This window comes from Pontibacter korlensis (assembly GCF_000973725.1).
Lineage (GTDB): Bacteria > Bacteroidota > Bacteroidia > Cytophagales > Hymenobacteraceae > Pontibacter > Pontibacter korlensis.
This window is the reverse complement of record NZ_CP009621.1, coordinates 678,770-705,131: the sequence shown is the minus strand read 5'-3', so window position 1 is coordinate 705,131 and position 26,362 is coordinate 678,770. Positions and strand designations below refer to the sequence as shown.

The following is a 26,362-nucleotide window of genomic DNA, read 5'->3' as shown; positions in this document are numbered from 1 at the left end:
TATCTATATGCCGGGAACAAACTTTGGGTCCAGGCTCATGTAGTGCTCTAACGTATGTGCTGGCTTTTCTAAATCCTGCGGTATTGGTCGTTTGGAGAATGTCTGGAAGTATAGCAGACACGCATCGCGCCACCATTTTGCTTCCTTTTCCTGTATGGCCAGGAAGGTTTTCACATGCTGAAAACGCTCCTCATCAACCTGCCCCTGAACCTTGTCCCAAGTCTGCTGCATCTGGCGTACTCCGTCTACGCCGCTGCTGTACCTGTAGCATAGCTCATTCCAAAGGGTTCTGCCAGAATTTACCTTGTAGTCCCAATCCACGTGGTGGAACCATAGCAGGTATTTCTCCGGCACTGTCTTCAGGTTTGCGAACTGCTTGGCAACAGGAGGGAAGTACTGGCTCACGGCATTACTTCCGGTTTTGGTGCGGTCGAAGCCTATGCCTTTCTCATCGGCACGGTGGTAGTAAACGGAGGTCCAGTCGGCGCGGTGCTTGTCCTTGATCCAGGGACCCGGACCATAGTGGTGGCTCCAGCCCATGATATGGTGCAGCCCAAGCGGAGTCATGTAGTTGACGATGGTCTCATGGGAGCCTAACATCATACTTTTCACTGGGGCTATAAATTGGCTGTTGTTGGTAAAAGTCATTCTTAGCCATTCCTCTGCAATCTCTTCTGATGACAGCGTATGGTCCCAGGCAAGGCGCCCAAACGTGTACCAGTTTGCCTGACCAAACTGATGGCCGGTCCAGTTGCGGTCGGTGCCTATGTTCGCCACCCCGGCTATACCTGTTAGTGTGTGTTTGTACAAGGTGCCATCTATGTCTTTAGCTACCGTAGAGCCTTTGCCCTTGGCGTATGTGTCTGACTCCAGTGTTTCTTTGTACATAGGAGAGAGGTAAGCCAAGGTAGTGCCCTGGCCCAGATACTCCTGCGTAATCTGGAACTCCATCATCAGTGGTGTTTTAGGCATGGCTCCAAACATCGGGTGGAAAGGCTCGCGTGGCTGAAAATCGATTGGGCCGTTCTTTACCTGTACCAGCACATTGTCTCGGAACTGCCCATCTAGTGGTTTAAACTCATTGTAAGCCTGCTTGGCGCGGTCATCTGGTTCCTTGTCGTCGTACACAAAGGCGCGCCACATTACGATGCCGCCATGTGCAGCCACAGCGTCAGCCAGCATGTTGGCCCCATCAGCATGGTTGCGGCCGTAGTTCTGTGGCCCTGGCTGTCCCTCAGAGTTTGCCTTTACCAGAAAGCCTCCAAAGTCAGGTACGTAGCCGTAGATTTCATCTGATTTTTGCTTCCACCAGGCCTGTACCTGCGGATCCAAGGGGTCAGCTGTTTTTAATCCACCTATTTCTATTGGAGCGCTGAAGCGTGCAGTCAGGTATACTTTCAAACCGTAAGGTCGGAAAGCGTCGGCCAGTGCTGCTACTTTTTTCAGGTAGTCCGGGGTTAGTACAAGTGCATTGGCATTTACATTGGTTAGTACCGTGCCGTTTATACCGATGGAGGCATTTGCGCGGGCATAGTCGATGTAGCGCTGGTCTATATAATCTGGCAGGAGGTGCCAGTTCCAAAGCGAAAAGCCAGAATATCCGCGCTCTACTGTTCTGTCGAGGTTGTCCCAATGGTTTAGTACGCGGTGCTTGATTTTAGGAGTGCTTGTTAGCGAAAGCTTAGCGATGTCCTGTTCCGTTTGCAGGAGTCTCAGAAGATGAAAGCTGCCATACAGCACGCCAATATCTGTGTTGGCGGCTATTACGGTATAGTTCCTGCCGTTTTTTGTAGTAGTCAGGAGCAGGTAACCTTCATCCCCAGCAGCTTTTAATTTATCTGATAGGTTTAACTCCTTTATAAGAGCAGAGGTGGAAGGTGTGCCCGCTACCAGTATGTTTTGCTGTGTTGGTTGCTGCGTTGTCGGTACAGCCTGGCCTAGCAGGCCGTTGAGTCCCATTTCCAGCTCCTGTTGAGCAACCTTGAGGGTAGGGGAGTTGCCTTGTATAATTATTTCACCAGCTGCTTTCCTGTATGCCTGCAGTTTAGATGCATCCTGCACCTGCTCATACCGCTGCCATAGCCTGTAACCATCTTCAGCAAATGCATGACTACCCAAAAGAATCATCAGAAGCACAAAAACAGTGCATATCTTTTTCATAAGACGCATAATTACAGTTTTGAAGATTATCGAAGGCTGCTCGTGTGGTGCAGGCCACTTATACTTTTTAACCCTTGCTAAGCACGGTTGGCTGGTTTACCTTTCTTAGTGAAGACTCTCTTACTACCAGTTCAGAGTCGAGGGTAATTGTATTCGTTATACTTACATCAGATACACCATCCAAATAATTGATCAGGCTTCTTACAGCTATTTCACCCATTTCATAGCCAGGATAGTCGATAGAGGTGAGGTTAGGGTCGATTACTCTGGTAATGGAGTCGTTGTTGAAGCCCACTATAGCTATGTCGTCTGGTATGCGCACACCTTCCTGCTTAAGCGTTTTAATGCAGGTTACCGCGCAATTGTCGTTAGCCACAAAAATGCCGTCAGGGCGTGGGTTCATCTGCAGTATTTGTTTTGCCGCATCTATACCTGCTTGTTCACTCAGGCTTGTTTCTATGATATAGTCTTCTTTAATGGGAATATTGGCATCCATTAAAGCGTACTTATACCCTTTTAGCCTGTCTTTGTAAACATTTATCTTCAGGTTGCCACTGATGTGGACTATCCTCTTACAGCCTTGTTCTATCAGGTGAGATGTTGCGTTGTGCGCTGCCTGTATGTTGTTGATCACAATGCTGGTGCACTTCTTGTTTTCCGGTACCCTGTCATAGAACAGTAGCGGAATGCCCTTGCTAAAGAATGGCTCGAAGTGGTCTATGTTCTCAGTGTCGTACGCCAACGACACCAAAAGCCCATCTACTCTGTTTTCAAACATAGTTCTGGCATTGGCCACCTCTTTATCTGCTGTTTCCAGAGATTGACTGATGATCAGGTTGTAGCCGGCCTCGTTGGCCACTTTCTCCATGCCGGCCATCACAGAAGACTGGAAGCTGCTGTCCAGGCGCGGCACAATTACTCCTATCGTATTGGTGCGCTGCTTCCTGAGTTTGCTCGCGAAAGTGTTAGAGCGGTAGCCCATCTGATTTGCAGCATCAAATATTTTCTGCTTTGTATTCTTGTTAACTGCCGGGTGATTATTCAATCCTCTACTTACCGTGGTAGGTGAGATAGAAAGCTTCCTAGCTATGTCATATATGGTGATTTCCTTGTCCATAGCACAATATCTTGCAAACCTGTCTAAAACAAAGTAATGAAATCGGTTGCAATTTTAAAAGTGTATTTACTGCTTTATTTGATTTTGGTTTAAATATATCCTGAGTACTCAATCACCTATTTTTGTTATTTCTAGTTAGATTTCACTCCTCAATATAGCGTTAGGGCTGCTCTTTTTTTATTATTTAATAGAATGGATTGTGTTTTAACGGTATAGTGTGCCTCATTTTTAGTACTAAGGAGAAGGCGCAGGAAAAAATTTTTTCTGATTTGTTTCTGCAATCGGTTGCAATTTACGTAAATAAGTCTCAAGTTTACTTTATGAATGAGGAATTACTCACTTCTATACTAGCTTAGCTACCTGATAAATAGGGTGATAAGAAAAAGTGTTTTAAAGCTGAGCGGCACTTCTGGTGTGGCTGAGGTAGGTGGTAGCAAGAAGTTGAGAGCATGTAAGTTGCTGAACAAAACTGAATCTGGAATTAAAATTAATACACCCCTTAAAGCATATAAAACCTAAAACCTTAGCACTTATGAAAAGTGATCTCACACACAATCTTAAGATGCTGGCTTGGCGGATACGGGTACCGCGGGTCATCATACTGACAGCTGTGCTTATAGCCTATCTGGCGGCAAGTATATCGGCTGTTGCTCAAACTGGTTCCTTTAGTGTTTCAGGGCGCGTTACAGACGCGAAGGCCGGAGTAGGGCTACCTGGTGTAACCGTGCTCTTGAAAGGAACAAACACTGCCGCGCCTACAGACGCACAGGGAAACTACACGATTAACCTGCCTAATGGAAACGGCACGCTTGTGTTTACCTACATTGGTTACACTGCGCAGGAAGTACCGGTAAATAACCGTTCTACTATTAATGTGCAGATGGGGGCAGATGCCAAAGCCCTTGAAGAAGTAGTAGTAGTAGGTTATGGGGTGCAGCGGGAAGAAGCTGTGACGGGCTCGGTAGCTTCCATCGGTGGTGACGCGTTGCGTGAGGTGCCAGCGGGTAACATAACTCAGGCTTTGCAAGGACGTCTGCCAGGGGTGGAGTTTGCGCAAACTTCATCACAGCCCGGTGCGGCAACACAAATCCGTATACGCGGTACGCGCTCTCTGAATGCCAGCAACGATCCGCTGGTGGTGCTGGATGGTATTCCCTTTGCCGGATCTATCTCCGATATCAACCCTAACGACATCAAGAGTATTGATATCCTGAAAGATGCCTCTGCAACTGCCATTTACGGCTCGCGCGGTGCTAACGGCGTTATATTGGTGACAACCAAAACAGGACAAGTAGGGCAAAAGGCACAGGTGAGCTATAACAGTTTTTATGGCGTAAAAGACATTTTTGCGAAATACCCTATGATGAGCGGTCCTGAGTTTGTTGCACTGCGTCAGGCAGCTGGTCAGTACACAAACGCACTGGATGAATCTGATGATATAAACACTGACTGGCAAGACCTATTGTACAGAACCGGCATGGTAACGAGCCATGACGTAGGCGTTTCAGGTGGTACTGAGGATGGCCGCTACAACTTCAGTGCAGGTTACTTCGAAGATGAAGGCGTGATTCCTACACAGCAGTACAAGCGATACTCCATGCGTGGCGGTCTAGACCAAGGGGTAGGAAAGTATGTTCGTCTTGGCTTTACCACCTACAACAACTACAACGTTACAGAGGGCTCGAATGTGGGGCTGTATAATATTCTCAGCATGTCGCCTATTGCGAGTCCGTATAACGAGGATGGCACCTGGAAGAGAACCATCAGAATGCCGTTAGATGAACAGTGGCTCTACTCAAGAGACATATTAAAGGATATTAGCGATAGATGGCTCAGTGAAACCAGAGCGTTTGGAACTTACAATACCCTGTATGGCGAAGTGAAAATTCCAGGAGTGGAGGGACTGAAATATCGTGCTAACCTCGGCCTTAATTATCGCCAGAGCCACGGTGGTAGCTACACAGGAGAGGGGATAAACAACGCCAACCCAACAACTCCTTCAACTGCCTCTATCAGCAACGCACACACTACCGACTGGACAATTGAGAACCTGCTGACCTACGACCGCACTTTTGCTGACAAGCACAATATAAATGCCGTAGCGTTATACTCTGCCTCACAATCACGATTCAACAGTTCGCGCATTTCAGCAAGAAATATTCCTGCTGATGCCTTCCAGTTCTATAACCTGGGGCAGGCTGCCGGAGAAATCACAATTAATCCAAATGAGCAAGACTATTGGCAGAGCGGCCTGATGTCGTGGATGGGGCGCGTGATGTACGCTTATGACGACCGCTATATGCTAAGCGCTACTGTGCGTTCGGATGGTTCCTCAAGACTGGCGCCGGGACACAAATGGCATACTTATCCTGCTATATCGGCTGGTTGGAACATAGCAAGAGAGTCCTTTATGGAGAATGTGGGCCTTGTAGACATGCTGAAACTTCGTGCTGGCTACGGTCAAACTTCTAACCAAGCAATCAATCCTTACGCTACCCTTGGGCGCCTTGGCACCAGACCTTACAACTTTGGCCCTGACACGTATGAAACAGGGGTGTATGTAACCGAGCTGCCTAACTCCGGTTTAGGCTGGGAGTTTTCTGAGACATGGAACTACGGTCTGGACTTCGCCATCCTGAATAACCGTCTGTCAGGTACCATCGAGTATTATGTAACCAACACAAACAATATTCTACTTAGAGTTGGTCTGCCTCCTACAGCGGGTGTGGGCAGCTATGTGGCCAATATTGGGGAGACCCAGAACAAGGGCCTGGAGCTTTCGCTAAACGGGGTGATTCTGGACAACCTCAATGGCTGGACATGGGAAGCCGGTGTAAACCTGTATGGTAACCGCAACAAACTGGTGGCACTTGCCTCGGGACAGGAAAGGGATGAATCTAACTGGTGGTTTGTAGGCCAACCAATCAATGTTATCTACGACTATGAAAAGGTAGGACTATGGCAAGAGGAAGATCCGTTCCTGGATATCCTGGAGCCAGGCGGAAACCCAGGTATGATCAAAGTAAGATATACTGGTGACTACAATGCTGATGGAACACCTGTAAGGGCAATTGGGCCTGAAGACCGTCAGATCATGAATGTGAATCCTGATTTCCAGGGAGGCTTTAACACCCGTGTAGCTTATAAAGGATTTGACCTGACAGCTGTAGGAGCCTTCCAGAGCGGCGGTATCCTTATCAGTACTCTCTATTCAGCGTCAGGCTACCTTAACATGTTGAGCGGACGCCGCAACAACGTGAAGGTGGACTATTGGACACCGGAGAACACCGACGCCAAGTATCCAAAACCTGGCGGCATGGCCAGTGGCGACAACCCGAAGTATGGCAGCACGCTGGGCTACTTCGATGCTTCATACCTGAAAGTACGCACGATCACGCTTGGCTATAACTTTGACAGCAGCAATTGGCTGAAGAACGCCGGTATAGGCAATCTAAGACTTTACGTTACGGCGCAGAATCCATTCGTGATGTTCTCGCCTTACCACAAAGAATCAGGTATGGACCCTGAAACCAACTCCTATGGCGACGAAAACGCGGCAGTAACCACTGCTTACCAGAGGCGACTTCTGACGCTTGGTACTAACGCGCCTGCAACACGCAACTACTTGGTTGGTCTCAATGTCACATTCTAATAAGGAGAAAACAATGAAACGTAATAATAGAAAATACTTCATGGGAGCAGCTCTGGTTATGTCGCTGTTCCTGGGGTCCTGCGAAGATATTCTGGAAGAGCAGCCGCGTAGTATTTATGAACCTGGCTTTTTCAGAACCGAGAAAGGTGTATATGGCGGGTTGACATCCATGTACGCCCACCTGCGCTACATATATGGGCAAGCCTATTACTATAATGCCACACAAACCGGTACTGATGAGGTAACATATGCTCAGAGTGCAGACCAGAACTTTCTTGTCATGGACCTATCGGGGCAGGGGGAAATCAACTCGTCCAGCAGCCGTGCAGACGTACTGTGGGGAGCGGCCTTCCCTAACATCAATACTGCTAGCGGTATCATAGAAAATGCTGCCGAAGTAGGCACTATTCCGGACGCGCTCATTGCCGAGGCCAGGTTCTTCCGTGCGTTTGATTATTTTCTGCTGGTTCAGACGTTCGGTGGAGTACCTCTGGATCTGGGAGCAGGTGAGCTGAAGTTCAACACGAACCCTGTGAGGTTTTCAGTTCGCAACACGGTGCCTGAGGTCTATACCAAAGCCATTTTCCCAGACCTGCTGACAGCGGTCGAGCAACTGCCTGATAACCCTCGTGTAACCGGCGGTGCAACTAAAACGCTGGCGCGCCTTTACCTGGCAAAAGCTTATTTGACTTATGGTTGGTGGCTTGAGAACCCAAACAACATTCCTACATACCCGGAAACGCCTCGAGTTGACCCTGATGGTCATGAGGCTCAGTGGTACTTCCAGCAGGCTTATGATGTGGCTACTACAGCGATTAATAATCCGGGACCTTTCGGTTTACAGGAGACTTTCTATGATGTAAACCTGGGTTCAAACGACCGCAACAGCGAAATTCTGCTGTACGCCGACCATACCGAGACAAGCGAGTTTTACAACGGAGCCAGCCTTACCTGGAGCAATGGAAACGCGCCTGAAAACTTTGCCGGTTGGATGATGACATGGAACTACACAAACATCAGAAGCGCCACGGATCCAAACTGGTCTAACGTGATAAGCTCTGTACAACGTGAAGCAGAACAGCACCTGGGTCGCCCATGGACACGTATGGCCCCAACAATAGGCGTTATCACCAACACCTTTGCCGACAAAACTAATGACTCCCGCTACGATGGCACCTTTACAACCGTTTACCGTGGCAACTGGCCTAAGGGAGGTGTTAATGCTGATGTTGTTTATAACGCAAACAGCTTACCAGTTAGACCTGGCGAACCTATACTTACTTTCCTGGATGAGCAGCCAGCTACACCTGTTAATTACCCTAACGGACCAGGTAAAAGCAATATCGGAGCAGGAGAGTTGCCTGGCAGATCTGACTTTGTGATAGCCCCTCGCGGCATAAGCAGAATTGTATACCCGGGTCTTTGGAAACTTGGCCCGCACCGCACCGATAATGGAGATGGCCTGGGGCAGCCAAACGCCGCCAGCACCCGGCCATTCAATATTGCTAAGTTCTCGGAGCTATACTTTATAGCGGCCGAAGCAGCAGTGAAGGGTGCAAATACACAAGGTGGGCAGAGTGCCAGAGAATTGATCAATGTTATCCGGGAACGCGCTGGTAAGTGGCGCTGGGATAACAACGGGAACACTGCCAAAGTGGAAGACCGTAGCGAGGAGATGGTTGCAGCCACTCCGGCAACGATAGACATCAACTATATTTTGGCAGAGCGCTCACGTGAGTATTATGGCGAGGGTTACCGCTGGTTTGACCTGGTGCGCACGCAGAAGTGGGCAGAACTTGCTTCTACTTACGAAATCGCGGGTATGGCTTACGGAGACCACACGCCTCAAACGGTGCAGCGCACTATTGAGCCACACCACTACCTGCGCCCTATTCCGATAGGTCAGCTTGATGCGATGGAGGGTGATGTTAGTAACTACCAAAATCCAGGATATAACTAAAGAATGCAGATTAAAGGATTGGTTGCTCCTATTGGGCAGCCGGTCTTTAATTCTTCAAAAAAGAAAGCTTACCTGAGCAAATCCGTGATTAGAAAAATCAAAATGAAGAGCAAGTGCCTCAAATACCTGAAGCCAGACGGAGCGAGAGGTATTCTTGAGTGCACTTGCTAAAATAGTGCTGGAGCTTTAGAACAATATTAGTAAATTACTATGATGGTGACGGCTTCAAAGAGAAGCCTTGCCCGCGAAACAACAAGAATGTAAAGTGAGTGAATAGGTATGTATGTGGTCGGCCGGGGCCTTGCCGGTCGATCATATGCTTTTACATGAGCTAGTAAACAATACCCTTTATGATATCAGCTTTATTGAAAAGAGCTTTACTTCTTCACCTGTTACTGTGTATAAGTGTAGCCACCTACAGCCAGGTGAAGTTGCCGCGCCTGATAAGCGATGGTATGGTGTTGCAAAGAGATGCAGAAGCCAAGGTGTGGGGCTGGGCCTCTCCTGGAGAAAAAGTCTCCTTAACCTTCCAAAAAAAGAAGTACAACGCAACTGCAGGCAAAGATGGAAAATGGCACATTACCCTTCCCCCTCAAAAAGCCGGCGGGCCTTACCAAATGGCTTTTAAGGCAAGCAACGAGGTAGTGGTAAAAGATATCCTGTTTGGTGACGTCTGGGTATGCTCTGGCCAATCGAACATGGAACTTACCATGGAGCGGGTGCAGGATAAATATGCAGATATTATTGCCCAAACCAACAACCCAAACATCAGGCATTTTGAGGTTCCGGACAAGTATAACTTCAAGAAGCCAAACGCTGATGTGGAGAGTGGGAGCTGGCAGCCAGCCACACCGGAGAACATCCTTAAGTTTTCGGCAGTCGCTTACTTCTTTGCAAAAGACCTGTACGCACAGTACAAGGTTCCTGTCGGTCTGATCAACTCAGCCCTTGGAGGGTCACCCGCTGAGGCATGGATAAGCGAAGAGGCACTTAAAGAGTTTCCTGGCTACTATAAGCAAGCGCAGCAGTTCAAAAATGATGCTCTGATCGACAGCATTGAAACCAAAGACAAGGCTTTAAGCAATCAATGGTACAGCAAACTGAACCAGAATGACGTTGGGCTGAAGCAAGGATGGGCAGAAGCTGACTTTGATGATGAAGACTGGAGCCAAATGACCTTGCCAGGCTACTGGGCTGATGAGGCACTAGGAAATGTGAATGGGGTAGTGTGGTTCAGGAAAGAAATCAACGTGCCCAAGTCCATGGCAGGAAAGCCTGCAAAGCTGCTGCTGGGCAGGATTGTGGATGCGGACGAGGTATACATCAACGGTAAAAAAGTAGGGAACACAACTTACCAGTACCCTCCGCGGCGCTACATGTTTTCTGAGGATGTCCTGAAAGAAGGTAAAAACACGATTGCCGTGAGGGTGACCAGTAATGGAGGCAGAGGCGGCTTTGTACTGGATAAGCCTTACGAGCTGCTTGTCGGCGACCAGTCCATCGACCTGAAAGGGGAGTGGAAGTACAAATTGGGCGCACAAATGGAGCCAACGCCTGGGCAGACCTTTGTCAGGTGGAAGCCGGTTGGCCTTTATAATGCCATGGTTGCACCTCTTACAGATTACCGCATAAAAGGTGTGATCTGGTATCAGGGTGAATCCAATATCAAGAACCCGGCGGAATACACTGCTTTGATGAGCAAGTTGATCTCTGACTGGAGAAAACAGTGGAAGCAGGGGGATTTCCCTTTCATTTTTGTGCAGCTGGCCAACTTTATGGAGCCTAAAAGCACTCCTGAAAAAAGCAATTGGGCTGCGCTAAGGCAGGCACAACTAGAGACTTTGGCGGTGCCAAGCACAGGTATGGCAGTAACGATAGACGCGGGAGAGTGGAACGACATCCATCCCCTGGATAAAAAAACAGTAGGAGAGCGCCTTGCGCTGCAGGCAAGAAAGCTGGCTTACAATGATAAAAAAGTAGTTGCCTCCGGGCCTCTTCTACAGTCTGTACAGGCGCAGGGTAATAAGCTGGTGCTAACCTTTGCCAATACAGGCAGCGGCCTCGCTACCTCAGACAACAGGCCCCTGAAACATTTTGCTATTGCCGGAAAGGATAAAAAGTTTGTTTGGGCAAATGCCGACATACAAGGGGACAGGGTAGTGGTATGGAGCGACAGAGTAGCAGACCCTGTATTTATAAGATACGCCTGGGCAGATAATCCTGAGGGAGCCAACCTCTATAACAAAGAAGGCTTGCCGGCCTCCCCGTTTGAAGCAACAGTTACACGAGAGTTATAAGCACTATTGTACATAATAGGGCTGTTTAATAAAGTTTAGACGAAACAACAGAAGATATATGTCATTGATACAGAGCTGGAGATGGTACGGTCCGAATGACCCGGTGTCGTTACAGGATGTGAAACAGGCCGGAGCCACCGGAGTAGTAAGTGCCTTGCACCACATACCGCACGGAGAAGTATGGCCCCTGGAAGAAATACAGGAGCGCAAAGATATTATTGAAGCCGCTGGCCTGAAGTGGGTGGTAGTGGAGAGTGTGCCGGTACACGAGGCCATCAAAACCCGTAGTGCCGACTGCGAAAAGTACCTGGAAAATTACCGGCAAACACTGCGCAACCTGGCTGCCTGCGGCATTGACATAGTATGCTATAACTTTATGCCTGTACTCGACTGGACGCGCACCAATGTAGCCTACGAGTTATGGAATGGTGCCAAGGCACTGTACTTCAACTGGGCCGACCTGGCTGTGTTCGACATATTCATACTTAAACGTGAAGGCGCTGCGCAGGACTATGGACAAAGTGTAGTTAGCGAGGCCGAAAAGCGATACAACAGCTTCTCTGAAGAGCAGTTGCAGGCACTAAACGAAATCATCCTGATGGGTGTGCCTACCGAGGGCAGTGTGACGATCGAGCAGTTGCTGCAAAGTATAGACATCTACAAAAACATCGGGCATGCAGGTTTGCGTGAGAACTTGGCATATTTTCTTGAGTCTATCATGGATGTGTGCGAGGAAACGGGCATCAATATGACTATTCATCCTGACGACCCGCCATTCCCTATTCTTGGCCTGCCCCGCATTGCCAGCTCCAAAGAGGACCTGCTTTATATCATTAACAGAGTAGACCGTCCGGCCAATGGTATCTGTTTCTGCACAGGCTCTTTGGGCGCAGGAAGTCACAACAACCCAGTTGAAATATTAAAAGAGGTGGGGCACAGGGTATACTTCGCGCACCTGCGCAACGTGCTGAAAGACGAACAAGGCAACTTCTATGAGTCTGACCATCTGGCCGGTGATGTGGACATGTATGGTGTGATGCGCGAGCTGATCGCCATCAATCAGAAGCGTGAACAGTCAATCCCATTCCGTCCGGACCACGGGCACCAGATGCTCGACGACTTAGTGAAAACAACCAACCCAGGCTACTCGGCCATTGGCAGGTTGCGCGGTCTGGCAGAGTTAAGGGGGCTGGAAATGGGCGTAGCGAGATCAATTTTTAACGAAGAAGTACATGACCCACGATACAATGTTACAAACCTCTAAAAGGGAGTTGAAGCCGCAAACGGGTAATAGTTTCCTGAACGAGGACTTTCTGCTACAGACGGATACTGCCCGGCAGCTGTACCACGATTATGCAAAGGGGCTCCCGATTATAGATTACCACTGCCATTTGTCACCGCAGCAGATGGCAGAGAACAGGAATTTTGAAAACATGACCAGCATCTGGTTGGCCGGCGACCATTACAAGTGGCGCGCGCTCCGCACCCTGGGTATCGACGAGAAGTATATTACCGGCGATGCAACAGACGAGGAGAAGTTCTTGAAGTGGGCAGAGGCTGTGCCATATACTATGCGCAATCCGCTCTACCACTGGGCGCAGATGGAGTTGAAGAATCCGTTTGGTGTTACCGAACTGCTGACAGGAGAAAACGCGCTGGAAGTTTACGAACACTGCAGTTCTTTACTGCAGCAGCCGGAGTATACGCCGCAGGGGCTACTGGAGCATTTTAATGTGGAAATGGTAGGCACTACGGATGACCCGACGGATAATTTATACTTCCACCAGCAGCTAGCTAACTCGTCTTTCAAAATCAAAGTGCTGCCTTCTTTCCGCCCGGATAAGGCCTTGAAACTGAGTGGTGGGGATAGCTTTAGAACCTACTTGCAGCAGCTTGCAGAGGTGAGCCAGGTGGAGATTACACGTATAGACTCTCTGCTGGAGGCGTTGCAGCAGCGGATAGATTATTTCCATAGCAACGGCTGCCGCATTTCCGATCATGGTTTGTCTAACCTGCCATGGGTAGGCGTGTACAGCGGGAACCTGGAGAAGGCTTTTGCAGCTGTACTAGCTGGGAATGACACAGAGGCAGATGCTTATCAGGAGGAGTTCGCAGGATTTATACTTCTGGAGCTGTGCAGAATGTACAACGAGAAAGGTTGGGTACAGCAATTTCACTTGGGGGCTATTCGCAATAATAACGCCCGCATGTTAAAAGTAAACGGGCCCGACACCGGCTATGATTCTATCGGCGATTATACCCAGATAGCCGCCATGTCGGCCTTCTTCAACCAACTGGAGGGCGAAAAAAAGCTGGCCAAAACAGTCATCTACAACCTGAACCCGGCTGATAACGCTGCCTTCGCCACCATGATAGGAAACTTTCAGCAAAGCGGCATCAAGGGCAAGATGCAGTTCGGCTCAGCCTGGTGGTTCCTTGATCAGCTGGACGGCATGAAGGCGCAGATGGATGCACTCTCAAACATGGGGCTTATCAGCTGCTTTATCGGCATGCTTACAGACTCGCGCAGCTTCCTTTCATACTCCCGCCACGAGTATTTCAGAAGGCTGGTGTGCAACATGTTTGGCAATGACGTGGAGCAGGGTCTACTGCCTGCCGACATTCCTTGGATAGGCAAAATGGTACAGGATATCTGCTATTATAACGCCAAGAGCTACTTCCCTCTTAACTAGAATTTAATCCAACGTAATCCCACCCGCTATGAACTCACCGCTTACAAAACAGCCCGTCACAGAAAAGGTAAAGATCGGTTCTTACCGCTGGACCGTCTGCGCCCTTGTGTTTGCTGCCACTACCATTAACTACCTCGACCGGCAGGTGATGGGTATTTTAAAGCCTGTGCTGGAGCAACAGTTCAGCTGGACGGAAAGCGACTATGCCGCCATTGTTACGGCCTTTACAGCTTCCTATGCATTGGGTATGGTTGTTTTCGGGCGGATCATAGACAGAATAGGGACTAAAATGGGCTATTCGGTCTCCATTGTAGTATGGAGCCTGGGCGCCATGGCACATGCCATAGCAAAGTCAACTTTCGGCTTCGGCGTGGCACGTGTGGCTCTTGGTGTAGGAGAGTCTGGTAACTTTCCTGCGGCGATAAAAACTGTGGCAGAGTGGTTTCCTAAAAAAGAAAGAGCACTGGCAACCGGTCTGTTTAACAGTGGCGCAAACGTAGGTGCTATTGCAGCTCCTTTGCTGGTGCCTTTAATTGTGGCTGCCTATGGCTGGGAAGAGGCTTTTATCATAACAGGAGCAGTAGGATTTGTGTGGCTGGTGCTCTGGCTTATCTTTTATGAAATCCCCTCGAAGCAAAAGCGGCTGGGTAAAGGGGAGTATGATTACATCCATAGCGACAACGAAGAGGTTTTGGCCGCAGGAAGCGAAAAGCCTATAAAGTGGGGTAGACTTCTGTTTATCCGCCAAACCTGGGTGTTCATCGTCGGTAAATTCTTTACCGACCCTATCTGGTATTTTTTCCTGTTCTGGCTGCCTTCTTACTTCAGTTCCACCTTCGAGCTGAACCTGAGCAGCCTAGGCCTGCCACTAACTATTGTCTACACCGCCACCACGGTGGGTAGCATTGGTGGCGGTTACCTGTCTTCCTACTTGATTCGCCAAGGAATGCCAGTTTTCAAGGCGCGCAAGACAGCCATGCTCATCATTGCGCTGCTGGTAGTGCCGATTATGCTGGCACGCTATACTTCCGATATGTGGGTAGCTGTTGGCCTGATCAGCCTGGCTGCTGCTGCGCACCAGGCCTGGAGCGCTAACATCTTTACGACTGTGTCTGATATGTTCCCGAAACGCGCTGTGAGCTCAGTGGTAGGCATTGGTGGTTTGGCTGGCTCGGTGGGTGGTGCTTTGTTCCCGCTGTTTATCGGTGCTGTTCTGGATTACTATACCAACCTCGGTAATCTAACGGCAGGCTACAACATCATCTTTACGATATGTGGTTTGGCCTATGTGCTGGCGTGGGTGCTGATGCATTTCCTCGCTCCGAAAGAAGAGCAGGTACAAGTACAGTAAAACAAGTCTGAAAGTATGTAAATGGCAGCTAGTGCTGCCTTAACTTAAAACACCATGAAGCATTTCTTTCTAAACTTCACGTTGCAAATACCTGGCCTGCGCCTGTTACCTCAGGTAGCTTATGCTTTGGCAGCACTGCTTATACTTGCGGGCCAACCTGCCTGGGCCACGGTAGTAGATACGGCCTACATCACCTCCTCCAGAACAAACGGAAGCTTTGCCTTATCGGCGGCAGGTAAGTCGGCTCCCTTGTATGTGAGTAGGGAAGACTTTGCCGGCGTGATACGGGCAGCAAAGGACTTGCAGGCAGATATTAACCGCGTAACCAATACAGAGCCGCAGCTTACGGTAAACAAGAAAGCTCCGAAGGCAAAGCAGTTGGTACTGATCGGTACGCTCGGTAAAAGTCCGGTGATAGACAAGCTGGTGAAAGACAAGAAGCTGGATGTGTCGGGTGTGGCTGGTAAATGGGAAACCTACCTGGTGCAGGTGGTAGAGAAGCCTATACGCGGCGTAGATGAGGCACTGGTAATTGTTGGCAGCGACAAGCGCGGCACTATCTACGGTATTTACGATGTGTCGGCGCAGATTGGCGTGACGCCATGGTATTGGTGGGCTGATGTGCCGGTGAAGCAAAAACAAAACCTGTATGTGCAACCCGGCCGCCACACAGCCGGAGAGCCAGCGGTAAAGTATAGAGGCATCTTTATTAATGATGAAGCACCAGCGCTGGCAGGTTGGGCTACAGAGAAGTTTGGTGGCTTTAACTCCAAGTTCTATGTACATGTGTTTGAGCTGATCCTGCGCATGAAAGGCAATTACCTGTGGCCAGCCATGTGGGGCAGATCTATTTACGATGATGACCCGAAGAGTCCGGGGTTAGCAGATGAGTACGGCGTGGTGATCGGGACATCACACCACGAGCCACTGATGCGTGCCCACGTGGAGTGGAGCCGTTACGGCAAAGGCCCCTGGAACTACCAGACCAATAAAGAGAACCTGCAGGAGTTCTGGCGCAAAGGCATAGAACGTATGGGCGACAACGAAAGCATCGTGACGATAGGTATGCGTGGCGATGGCGATGAGCCGATGAGCGAGGAAAGTAACATTGCCCTTTTGGAGCGGATCGTGGATGATCAGCGCAAGATTATTGCAGATGTAACGGGCAAGCCAGCTTCTGAAACACCGCAGATTTGGGCGCTATACAAGGAAGTGCAGGATTACTACGACAAAGGCATGCGCGTGCCAGATGATGTAACACTCTTGCTGGCTGATGACAACTGGGGCAACATTCGTAAGCTGCCAAAGGTGGGAGAGAAGCAGCATAGCGGTGGCTACGGTATCTACTACCATTACGATTATGTGGGTGGTCCAAGAAACTACAAATGGATAAATACTAACCCGCTGCCACGCATCTGGGAGCAGATGCACCTGGCCTATGAGCACAATGCCACCAGAATCTGGATCGTGAACGTGGGCGACATCAAGCCAATGGAGTTTCCGACAGAGTTCTTTCTGGCCTATGCCTGGAACCCGGAGAAATGGCCAGCCGAGCGACTGGACGAGTATACACAGCTGTGGGCGGCGCAGCAGTTTACTGAAGAGTATGCACCTGCTATTGCCGAGATGCTGGCCAAGTATGCTAAGTATAACTCGCGTCGTAAACCAGAACTTTTGTCACCGGAGACCTACAGCCTGAGCAATTACCGTGAGTTTGAAAGAGTGGTGGCAGATTATAACCAACTTGCCGAGAAGGCGGAGCAGCTGTATAAAACTATTCCAGCAAAGTATAAAGATGCTTTCTTCCAGCTGGTACTGCACCCGGTTAAAGCCTCTGCCAACCTGAATGAGCTATACTTTACAGTTGCCAAAAACCACCTCTACGCCAAACAAGGTCGAGCCCTGACAAACGCAATGGCAGAGAAAGGCAGAGAACTTTTTGCTACGGACCAGGAGCTGTCCAGAATCTATAACGAGGACATTGCTGGCGGCAAGTGGAGCCACATGATGGACCAGACGCACATCAGTTATACGTATTGGCAGCAGCCGGAGAAAGACGTGATGCCGGAGGTAAATGAAATCAAACTGCCTGCCGGTGCCGATATGGGAGTAGCCGTTGAGGGTTCTGAAAAATGGTGGCCTGCAGCAAAAGAAGAGGCTGTGCTACCAGAGTTGACACCTTACGGAGAGAAAGCATTTTATATCGAGATATTCAACCGTGGACAAACTCCGTTCAGCTACCAGATACAAACTGGTGCGCCTTGGCTGCAGGTAGATAAAAAAGAGGGCAAAGTAGAAGACCAGCAGCGCCTGTGGGTGAGCGTGGACTGGAAAAGCGCACCAACAGGCAAACAGCGTGTGCCTGTTACCATCACCGGGCCGAATGGCAAACGCGTAGTGGTACAAGCTGTGGTGAATAACCCAGCCTCACTTCAGGCAGAAAACTTGAAAGGCTTTGTAGAAAGTAATGGCTATGTGTCTATGGAGGCGCACAACTATAGCCGCTCCGAGGAGGCAGATGGCAAAGTATGGAGCGTGATACCAGACTTAGGTCGTACTGCTTCGGCTGTAACATCTTTCCCGGTTACGGCACCAAGCCAGAAGCCAGGCGCCAACAGCCCACGCCTGGAGTACGACATGCACCTGATCAATAGCGGAGAAGTGAATGTGCAGGTGCTTGTGTCACCAACCCTCAATTATAACGACTCGGAAGGCCTGCGTTATGCCTTTTCCATCGACGATGCCGAGCCGCAGATCGTGAACATCCATAAAGATAACACCACCCAATCCTGGGACGAGTGGGTGGCCAACAACATCATCGTAACGCAGTCGAAGCACAAGGTAGAGAAGCCTGGTAACCATGTGCTGAAAGTATGGATGGTGGACCCAGGTGTAGTGATTCAGAAGATCATAGTGGAGACAGAGGGCGCTAAACCAAGCTACCTTGGCCCGCCACAAAGCTATCGTAAGGAATCGGCAACGGCAGTGAATTGATCACCCATCAATAAAGGTATGACAAGTATAAGCAAGTATAAAAGCATTCTGAAAAAATGCTGCCTGGCAGCCGGATTGTTGTTTAGTACACTGGCTGTGCAGGCGCAGGAGAAAATTATAAACCCCGTTCTGCCAGGCTTTTACCCCGACCCAAGTATCTGCAGGGCAGGAGACGATTATTACCTGATCACCTCCACCTTCTCTTACTACCCGGGCGTGCCGATCTTCCACAGCAAAGACCTGGTAAACTGGCAGCAGATCGGTAACATACTAAACCGGCCGGAACAGTTAGATGTAGAAGGCTTAGGCGTCTCCAGGGGTATCTTCGCCCCGGCTATTGCCTACCACGATGGCACCTTTTACATGGTCACCACGCTGGTAGACAAAGGCGGTAATTTTGTGGTAACGGCCACTAACCCGGCTGGCCCCTGGTCTGACCCGGTGTGGCTGCCGGAGGTAAGCGGCATCGACCCCTCCTTGTTCTTTGATGAGGGCGGCAAAGCCTATATCCTCTACAACAGCGATGCACCGGACAACAAGCCGCTTTACGACGGCCACCGCACAATCCGAATACAGGAGTTTGACTACAAAAACCTGAGGACGGTAAGCGAACCTACAATACTGGTGAACGGAGGCGTGGATATCTCCAAAAAGCCTGTCTGGATAGAAGGCCCCCACATCTACAAAGTAAACGGCTATTATTACCTGATGGCAGCTGAGGGTGGAACAAGCGTGAACCACTCGGAGGTAATTTTGCGCAGCCAGAACGTAACCGGGCCATACATCCCTTACGAGAACAACCCTATACTTACGCAACGCCATTTGCCAAACGACCGTCCTAATCCTGTGTCTGCCACCGGCCACGCCGACCTGGTACAGACACAAAACGGCGAGTGGTGGTCTATCTTCCTGGCTACGCGCCCGTACGACACGGAGGATCATTACAACATTGGCCGCGAAACCTTTCTGGCACCAGTTACCTGGAAAGACGGCTGGCCCATCATTAATGCCAAACACGAGGAAGTACAGTACAGCTATACCCGCCCAAACCTGCCTGAAGCAAAACTGAGCGATTTTCCGTTGAACGGCAACTTCAGGTATAGGGAAGACTTTACAGCAAGCGAATTGCCGATGTACTGGATGATGCTGCGCACCCCGCGAAGTAACTGGTATAGCCTAAGTCAGCCAACCGGAAGCCTCAGTATGGAGGTGCGCCCGGAAGAACTTTCAGGTAAAGGCAATCCTTCTTACATAGCCAGAAGGCAACAACACTTAGAAGGTAGTGCCAGTACCCGAATGAAATTTAACCCAGCCTCCAAAAATGAAATTGCCGGAATTGTTGCTTTTCAGGGAGAGAAGAACTATTATACTTTAGGAAAAACGATTTCGAAAGGGAAACAGGTTGTGCAGTTAAGGAAGGCAGATAACGCTGTACTTGCTGAGGAAACACTAAGCAGAAAGGAAAGCAAAAAGCCTTTGCAGTTAAAGATTGCATTTGACGGTGGGAAGTATAGCTTTTACTACACCACAAATGAAGGGGACTGGAAGCTGTTAAAGGCTGATGTGGATGGCACGTACCTGAGCACACGTGTGGCCGGTGGTTTTGTGGGTGTCACGCTTGGTATGTACGCTACCTCACAGGGTAAGCCGTCTGCCTCTAAAGCTGAGTTTGAGTGGTTCGACTACGAGGGGAACGATGATATCTACAAAAGCACATCTACCACAATGAAATAGTCTAACATCGGGTATAAACAATAAGATAAACAACTAAACCAAACATGATTGCAAAAACTCACCTTAAGCATTCAGCAATGGCCTTTCTTGCTGCGTCAGTCTTAGCAAGTGGTTGCCAGAGCACCAGCACCGAGAATCAGGCAGACACTGAGGCACCCGTGGCACAACAGGCTTCTGTTTCATCGGAGCCATTGGTAACAGACATGTACACGGCAGACCCTTCTGCACATGTGTTCAACGGTAAGATCTATGTTTACCCGTCGCACGACATTGATGCAGGCGTGCCTGAGAAAGACGATGGCTCTCACTTTGCCATGGAAGACTACCACGTGCTGTCGATGGACAGTGTAGGTGGTAAAGTGACGGTGCACGATGTGGCGCTGCACGTGAAGGATGTGCCATGGGCTAGCAGACAAATGTGGGCACCCGATGCTGCCTACAAAGATGGCACGTACTACTTTTACTTCCCGGCCAAGGATAAGCAGGATATATTCCGCATTGGTGTAGCCACCAGCACTTCGCCTACCGGTCCTTTCAAGGCGGAGCCGGAGCCAATTGCAGGCAGCTATAGTATAGACCCAGCCGTTTTCAAGGATGACAGTGGAGATTACTACATGTACTTCGGCGGTATATGGGGTGGCCAGTTGCAGCGCTGGAGCACGGGCAAGTATAACCCGAACGATGAATATCCGGCTGATGATCAGCCAGCCCTTATGCCTAAGGTGGCGAAACTGAGTGCTGACATGAAGAGCTTCGAAGGCGAAGTAAAAGACGTGCAGATACTGGACAAAAACGGCCAGCCTCTATTAGCCAAAGACAACGACAGAAGATTCTTTGAAGCAGCCTGGGTGCACAAGTATAACGGCAAGTATTACTTCTCTTATTCTACCGGTGATACCCATAACATTGCGTACGCCACCGGCGATAACCCACTGGGACCGTTCACTTACCAGGGTGTAATCCTGAAGCCGGTGCTTGGCTGGACAAACCACCACTCCATTGTGGAGCATAACGGTAAATGGTACTTGTTCTACCACGACAGCTCCCTTTCCGGAGGCAAGACACACCTTAGAAGCGTGAAGGTAACAGAGCTAAAGCATAACCCAGACGGCTCTATCGAGACTATCGATGCGATGGTTGAGCCATCAGAAGCTTAAGCGACAAACGCAAAAGTAAAAGCCCCGGCCAAGTATACTTGGCCGGGGCTTTTACTTTTGCTGAGAACAGTGTTCAGTATGAAGAGACCTTGAAGTAATAATCTGGATGCTTCTTAGCTACATTGGCACGATGCATCTTTCTTTAAAATAGCTAATTCTTCACAACAGGCTTATTAACATGATGTTGCAACTCTTGTCGAATATCAAGCCTAAACATCTTCCGGCCAGAGCTACTTTATATTCGTATGGTAGCAATTAATTTAGCAGATAAAGTATATCGCAAAGGTCTTTATTCACAAAAGTTGTCGTACAGCTAGCTAAGTAAAATATTTGCTACATTTACTGTTATTAGGATTTCTCTAGAGTTTAAAAGTACGGCAGTACGAATGGCTACCGTGGGCTCTAGCTGTATATCAAAGGTTACAGATAAAAACTAACACTGTGATACGCAATAAATACAATCAAAGCTTCTTACAATTTATTCTTTTGCCTTTGTGCTGCATCTTACTTAGCACAAGCTGTACAACTACAATGGAGGGCAACTCAGGAGAGCGTGCCACTAGTACCGAATCAGTTCAAAACTTTAACGAGGGCTGGGAATTTGTGCGGGATGTGGATTCCGTCGCTGTTTTTTCTAGCCAGCCACAAGGACTTGCTTGGGAGCAAGTGTCGCTGCCACACACAGCACGTTTAGAGCCTATCGAAAAGACAGAGCAACAGTGGCAGGGAACAGCCTTTTACCGCAAGTCATTCGGCGTACCGGCAGCTGATAAGGGAAAGCACATCGCCCTTAAAGTTGAGGCGGCTATGCAAGTGGCAGATGTGTACCTGAACGGCAAGCACATTTTCCGGCACCTGGGAGGTTATCTGCCTTTCTATGTGAATATCTCAGACCAGGCAAAGTATGGCGAGCAGAACGAGGTGCTGGTGAAGCTGAATAATGAGGATAACCCCAAGATAGCCCCAGGCAAACCACTCGCCGACCTCGACTTTAACTACTACAGCGGCATCTACCGTAATGTATTCCTCATTACAAAGGATAAGCTGCATATTTCTGATGCTGTAGCGGCTAACCGTGTGGCAGGTGGAGGTGTGCTGCTGCGTTACGAGAATGTGAGCAAGCAAGCCGCTACGCTACAGGTGCAGACAGAAGTAAAGAATGACCATGCTAAACAGCGTGAGGCGCAGGTAAGAGTTTCTCTGGCAGACAGCAGCGGAAACAAAGTAGGGGAGGCCCTTTCTGAGGCTGTTACTGTGCAACCGGGAGAGTATGGGACATTCAAGCAAAATATAAATATCTCCAACCCAAAGCTGTGGTCACCAGATGAGCCATACCTTTATACGTTGGTTGTAGAGCTACTGCAGGACGGGCAGGTGATTGATAAGCAAAGCATCAGAACCGGTGTGAAAACCTTCCGCTTTGCTAAAGACGGCTTTTACCTGAACGGCCAAAAGCTGTTTTTGCGCGGCACTAACCGCCATCAGGAGTATCCTTACATCGGCTATGCCCTCTCTGACAACGCCAACTACCGCGATGCCTGGAAAATAAAAGAAGCAGGCTTCAACTTTGTGCGCTTATCGCACTACCCACAGTCGCCTGCTTTCATGAGGGCTTGCGACGAGCTGGGCCTGTTGGTAATGGATGCCATACCGGGCTGGCAGTTTTTTGGGGATGAGGAGTTTCAGGATAACGTAATACAGGATGTGCGCGATATGGTGCGCCGCGACAGAAACTATACTTCTGTAGTGCTGTGGGAAGCCTCGCTGAATGAGTCAGGCATGACGGCAGAATTTATGCAGCGTGCGCATAAGGCTGTGCATGAGGAGCTGCCATTTAACAACGTGTACACTTGCGGCTGGCTAGACGAGGTGTATGATGTGTTCATACCTGCCCGCCAACATGGAAAGGCTCCTGATTACTGGAACAAGTACAGCAAAGACAAGCCGCTGTTTATAGCAGAATATGGCGATTGGGAATATTATGCGCAGAACGCCGGCTTCAACCAAAAAGAGTTTGCCAACCTGAAGGAGGAGGAGAGAACCTCCAGGCAGCTGCGTGGCTTTGGACAGAAGCGACTACTACAGCAGGCGCTGAACTATCAGGAGGCACACAACAGCAACCTACAAGGGCCAGCGGTAGGAGACGCCAATTGGCTGATGTTTGACTACAAACGTGGTTATGCAGACGATATTGAGGCATCTGGCATTATGGATATCGTGCGACTTCCGAAATTTGCATACTACTTCTACCGAAGCCAGGCAGGTCCAGATTTAGATGCGCAGGCTACTTTCCACAAGCCTATGGTATTTATTGCCGACTACTGGAACGACCCTGCTGCCACCACCGTGAAAGTGTACAGCAATGCCCAGGAAGTAGAACTACAGCTAAACGGAAAGGTAATTGCCCGTCAAAGGCCGGGTAAGGATGCTAATTCTACACATCTGAACCATCCTCCTTTTACTTTCAATGTTCCTCAATACTCACCTGGTAGCCTAATAGCCATCGCTTATGTAGACAACAAGAAAGTGGCACAGGCAGAGCGGCGGACGCCTGAGAAGCAGGCGAAGCTAGAGCTATGGGCAGACTACAGCGGCAAGAAATTGCAGGCTGGTGTAAACGATGTGGTGTTTGTGTATGCTAACGTTACCGATGCAAGCGGTACTCTTGTGCCTGATGCTACTACACCTGTAACTTTCACTGTTGAAGGTGATGCTGAGATTGTAGGAGCCAAAACGGTGAAAGCAGAAGCAGGTATAGCAGCCATACTTGTAAAAGCAGGTAAACAAGCAGGAACCATCAGAATACAAGCAAAAGCCAAGGGACTGGAGGCCGGAATTTATACTTTAGAGGCTGTTGGAGTGAATAAATAAGATCAAAATTAACAGATAATAATAGCCATACACTCCACTACAGAGGGAGGAACAAATACATAAAATGTTACAAGAGATTATAAATACATTCGAGACCCGCTACCAACAGAAACCAGTGGTGGTAAGATCTCCGGGAAGGGTAAACCTGATAGGTGAGCATACAGACTACAACGATGGCTTTGTGCTTCCAGCCGCCATTAACAAAGAAATATACTTTGCTGTGGCGCCGAATAACACCAACACCTTTAGAGCCTATGCTTATGATCTACAGCAGGAGGCAGAGTTTGAACTGAGCCAGGTACAGCGCTCCGACAAAAGCTGGGCCAACTACCTGTTGGGTGTAATAGCGCAACTGCAAAAAGCTAATTACGAAGTAAAAGGGTTTGACTTAGTATACGGTGGCAATATTCCGATCGGGGCAGGTTTATCTTCGTCGGCTGCGGTGGAGTGTGGCCTGGCTTATGCGCTGAATCACATCTTCGGATACGATATAGCTAAATTTGATATGGTGAAGATGGCGCAGATAGCCGAGCACGAGTATGCTGGTGTAAAGTGTGGCATCATGGACCAGTTTGCAAGTATGTTTGGTAAGCAGAACCATGCTGTCAAACTGGACTGTCGCACGCTTGACTATGCCTATTACCACCTCGATATGGCCGACTACCGCATTGTGCTGTGCGACACGCAGGTAAAGCATAACCTGGCCTCGTCGGAGTACAATACCCGCCGCCAGGAGTGCGAGGCAGGTGTAGCCCTGTTGCAGAAACATTACCCTGAGGTGAAAAGCCTTCGCGATGTGAAAGTGGCGATGCTGGAGCAGCACCAGGAGGAGTTTGACCCTATAGTATACAAGCGCTGTATTTACGTGGTGAATGAGAATAACCGCGTGGAGGAAGCTTGTCGGGCACTGGAAAAAGGTGACATGCAGACCTTTGGCGAGAAGATGTACGCATCGCACCGTGGCTTGCAACACAACTACGAGGTAAGCTGCCCAGAACTGGACTTCCTGGTTGACCAGGCCAGGGAGATGGATGCTGTATTAGGTGCACGCATGATGGGAGGGGGCTTCGGTGGCTGTACTATCAACATCGTTAAACTGGATGCGCTGGATACGTTTATAAAGCAGATGGAGGAGGCTTATCAGCAGCAGTTCGGTATTTCCCTCAAAACCTATATTGCTGAAATCGTAAACGGAAGCAGTCTGGCAGAGAGCGGCCATACAATTAATGCATAAGTGCCTGCACAGGCAAAACTTAAAGAATAACGAATACGAATGTCAAATTTTGATTTAGCTGAACATCCGCACAGAAGGTACAATCCCTTAACAGGAGAGTGGGTGTTAGTGTCACCGCACCGAGCCAAGCGCCCATGGCAGGGGCAGCAGGAGGAAGTAAGCCGTGACAACCGTCCTGACTACGATCCTGGCTGCTACCTGTGTCCTACAAATACCAGGGCTAACGGTGAGCAGAACCCGGCATACGAATCCACCTATGTGTTTGATAACGACTTTGGAGCCCTGCAGGAAGGAGCACCAGAAGGAGCCTTTGTTAAAGGCGAACTGATCAGGGCTGAAAGTGAGCGCGGCATTTGCAGGGTAATCTGCTTCTCTCCCCGCCACGACCTCACGTTGGCAGACATGGAAGTGGGCGATATTCGCAAGGTGGTAGACCTATGGCAGCGGGAGTATGAGGAACTGGGCCGCCGTGACTTTATCAACTACGTGCAGATTTTCGAGAACAAGGGAAGTGTAATGGGCTGCAGCAACCCGCACCCGCACGGACAGATTTGGGCACAGAGCACTGTACCTGTTGAACCTGCCAAGGAAACAACGCAACAAAGCTTATACTTTGAGAAATACCAGCGTAGCCTTCTGCAGGATTACCTGGACCTGGAGCTTAAGGAGCGTGAGCGGGTAGTAGTGGAAAACGAGCATTTTGCGGCAGTGGTGCCTTTCTGGGCTGTCTGGCCTTTCGAAACCATCCTTATCAGCAAGCGTCATTATCAGCATATCGGTCAGATGGGCGATGAGGAGAAAACTGCCTTCAGCCAGATCATTAAAAATGTGACTGCAGCTTATGACCGTGTGTTTGGAGTGTCGTTCCCGTACTCTTCAGGTATACACCAAAGCCCGACAGACGGACAGGACTACCCGGGCTGGCACTTTCATATGCACTTCTACCCACCACTGTTGCGTTCCGCTTCTGTTAAGAAATTTATGGTAGGGTATGAAATGATGGCAAATCCGCAGCGCGACATAACGCCGGAATCTGCCGCTACTATGCTCAAAAACCTGATAGGCTAGATATGCCAATGAAAGCCTCTTTACTGCCAACAAAAGCTAGTAAGGAGGCTTCTGGCTTATTATGCCGGTTAAGT

General features: G+C 49.3%; 14 protein-coding genes. 12 read left to right on the top strand and 2 right to left on the bottom strand.

What is annotated here, in order from left to right:
* Window positions 1-3: 3 nt before the first annotated feature.
* Window positions 4-2,160 carry an alpha-glucuronidase family glycosyl hydrolase gene (locus PKOR_RS02890; RefSeq protein ID WP_046309029.1) on the bottom strand — a complete coding sequence of 719 codons (2,157 nt, stop codon included), beginning with the start codon at window positions 2,158-2,160 and terminating at the stop codon, window positions 4-6.
* A 67-nt stretch (window positions 2,161-2,227) separates the two neighbouring features.
* On the bottom strand, window positions 2,228-3,277 hold the full coding sequence (locus PKOR_RS02885) for a LacI family DNA-binding transcriptional regulator (protein WP_046309028.1): 1,050 nt from the start codon (window positions 3,275-3,277) through the stop codon (window positions 2,228-2,230).
* Between the two features lie 532 nt (window positions 3,278-3,809).
* Here PKOR_RS02885 and PKOR_RS02880 point away from each other — a divergent pair.
* The 12 genes from PKOR_RS02880 to PKOR_RS02825 all read left to right on the top strand — a co-directional run bounded on the left by PKOR_RS02880 (window position 3,810) and on the right by PKOR_RS02825 (window position 26,288).
* Window positions 3,810-6,929 (top strand): SusC/RagA family TonB-linked outer membrane protein, encoded by a 3,120-nt coding sequence (locus PKOR_RS02880; protein ID WP_046309026.1) that lies wholly within the window; start codon window positions 3,810-3,812, stop codon window positions 6,927-6,929.
* Window positions 6,930-6,942: 13 nt separating this feature from the next.
* Window positions 6,943-8,889: a RagB/SusD family nutrient uptake outer membrane protein gene (locus PKOR_RS02875; RefSeq protein ID WP_046309025.1), complete on the top strand. Its 1,947-nt coding sequence runs from the start codon at window positions 6,943-6,945 to the stop codon at window positions 8,887-8,889.
* A gap of 350 nt (window positions 8,890-9,239) precedes the next feature.
* Entirely contained in the window at window positions 9,240-11,186 is a 1,947-nt protein-coding gene (locus PKOR_RS02870) for a sialate O-acetylesterase (protein ID WP_084694704.1), read from the top strand.
* A 58-nt stretch (window positions 11,187-11,244) separates the two neighbouring features.
* Entirely contained in the window at window positions 11,245-12,450 is a 1,206-nt protein-coding gene (gene uxuA / locus PKOR_RS02865; protein ID WP_046309024.1) for a mannonate dehydratase, read from the top strand.
* Entirely contained in the window at window positions 12,419-13,879 is a 1,461-nt protein-coding gene (uxaC, locus tag PKOR_RS02860; RefSeq protein WP_084694703.1) for a glucuronate isomerase, read from the top strand. Before uxuA ends, uxaC begins: the two co-directional genes overlap by 32 nt.
* 28 nt (window positions 13,880-13,907) lie before the next feature.
* Entirely contained in the window at window positions 13,908-15,230 is a 1,323-nt protein-coding gene (locus PKOR_RS02855; protein WP_046309021.1) for an MFS transporter, read from the top strand.
* A gap of 54 nt (window positions 15,231-15,284) precedes the next feature.
* Window positions 15,285-18,224, top strand: a complete 2,940-nt coding sequence (locus PKOR_RS02850; RefSeq protein WP_052738696.1) for a glycosyl hydrolase 115 family protein — start codon at window positions 15,285-15,287, stop codon at window positions 18,222-18,224.
* An 18-nt stretch (window positions 18,225-18,242) separates the two neighbouring features.
* Complete coding sequence (locus PKOR_RS02845; protein ID WP_200897416.1) at window positions 18,243-19,958, top strand: glycoside hydrolase family 43 protein; 1,716 nt, start codon at window positions 18,243-18,245, stop codon at window positions 19,956-19,958.
* 44 nt (window positions 19,959-20,002) lie between these two features.
* On the top strand, window positions 20,003-21,115 hold the full coding sequence (locus PKOR_RS02840) for a glycoside hydrolase family 43 protein (protein ID WP_046309020.1): 1,113 nt from the start codon (window positions 20,003-20,005) through the stop codon (window positions 21,113-21,115).
* Window positions 21,116-21,646: 531 nt separating this feature from the next.
* Window positions 21,647-23,986: a glycoside hydrolase family 2 protein gene (locus PKOR_RS02835; protein ID WP_046309019.1), complete on the top strand. Its 2,340-nt coding sequence runs from the start codon at window positions 21,647-21,649 to the stop codon at window positions 23,984-23,986.
* Between the two features lie 64 nt (window positions 23,987-24,050).
* Window positions 24,051-25,220, top strand: a complete 1,170-nt coding sequence (locus tag PKOR_RS02830; protein WP_046309018.1) for a galactokinase — start codon at window positions 24,051-24,053, stop codon at window positions 25,218-25,220.
* A gap of 39 nt (window positions 25,221-25,259) precedes the next feature.
* On the top strand, window positions 25,260-26,288 hold the full coding sequence (locus PKOR_RS02825; RefSeq protein WP_046309017.1) for a UDP-glucose--hexose-1-phosphate uridylyltransferase: 1,029 nt from the start codon (window positions 25,260-25,262) through the stop codon (window positions 26,286-26,288).
* The last annotated feature ends 74 nt before the right edge of the window (window positions 26,289-26,362 follow it).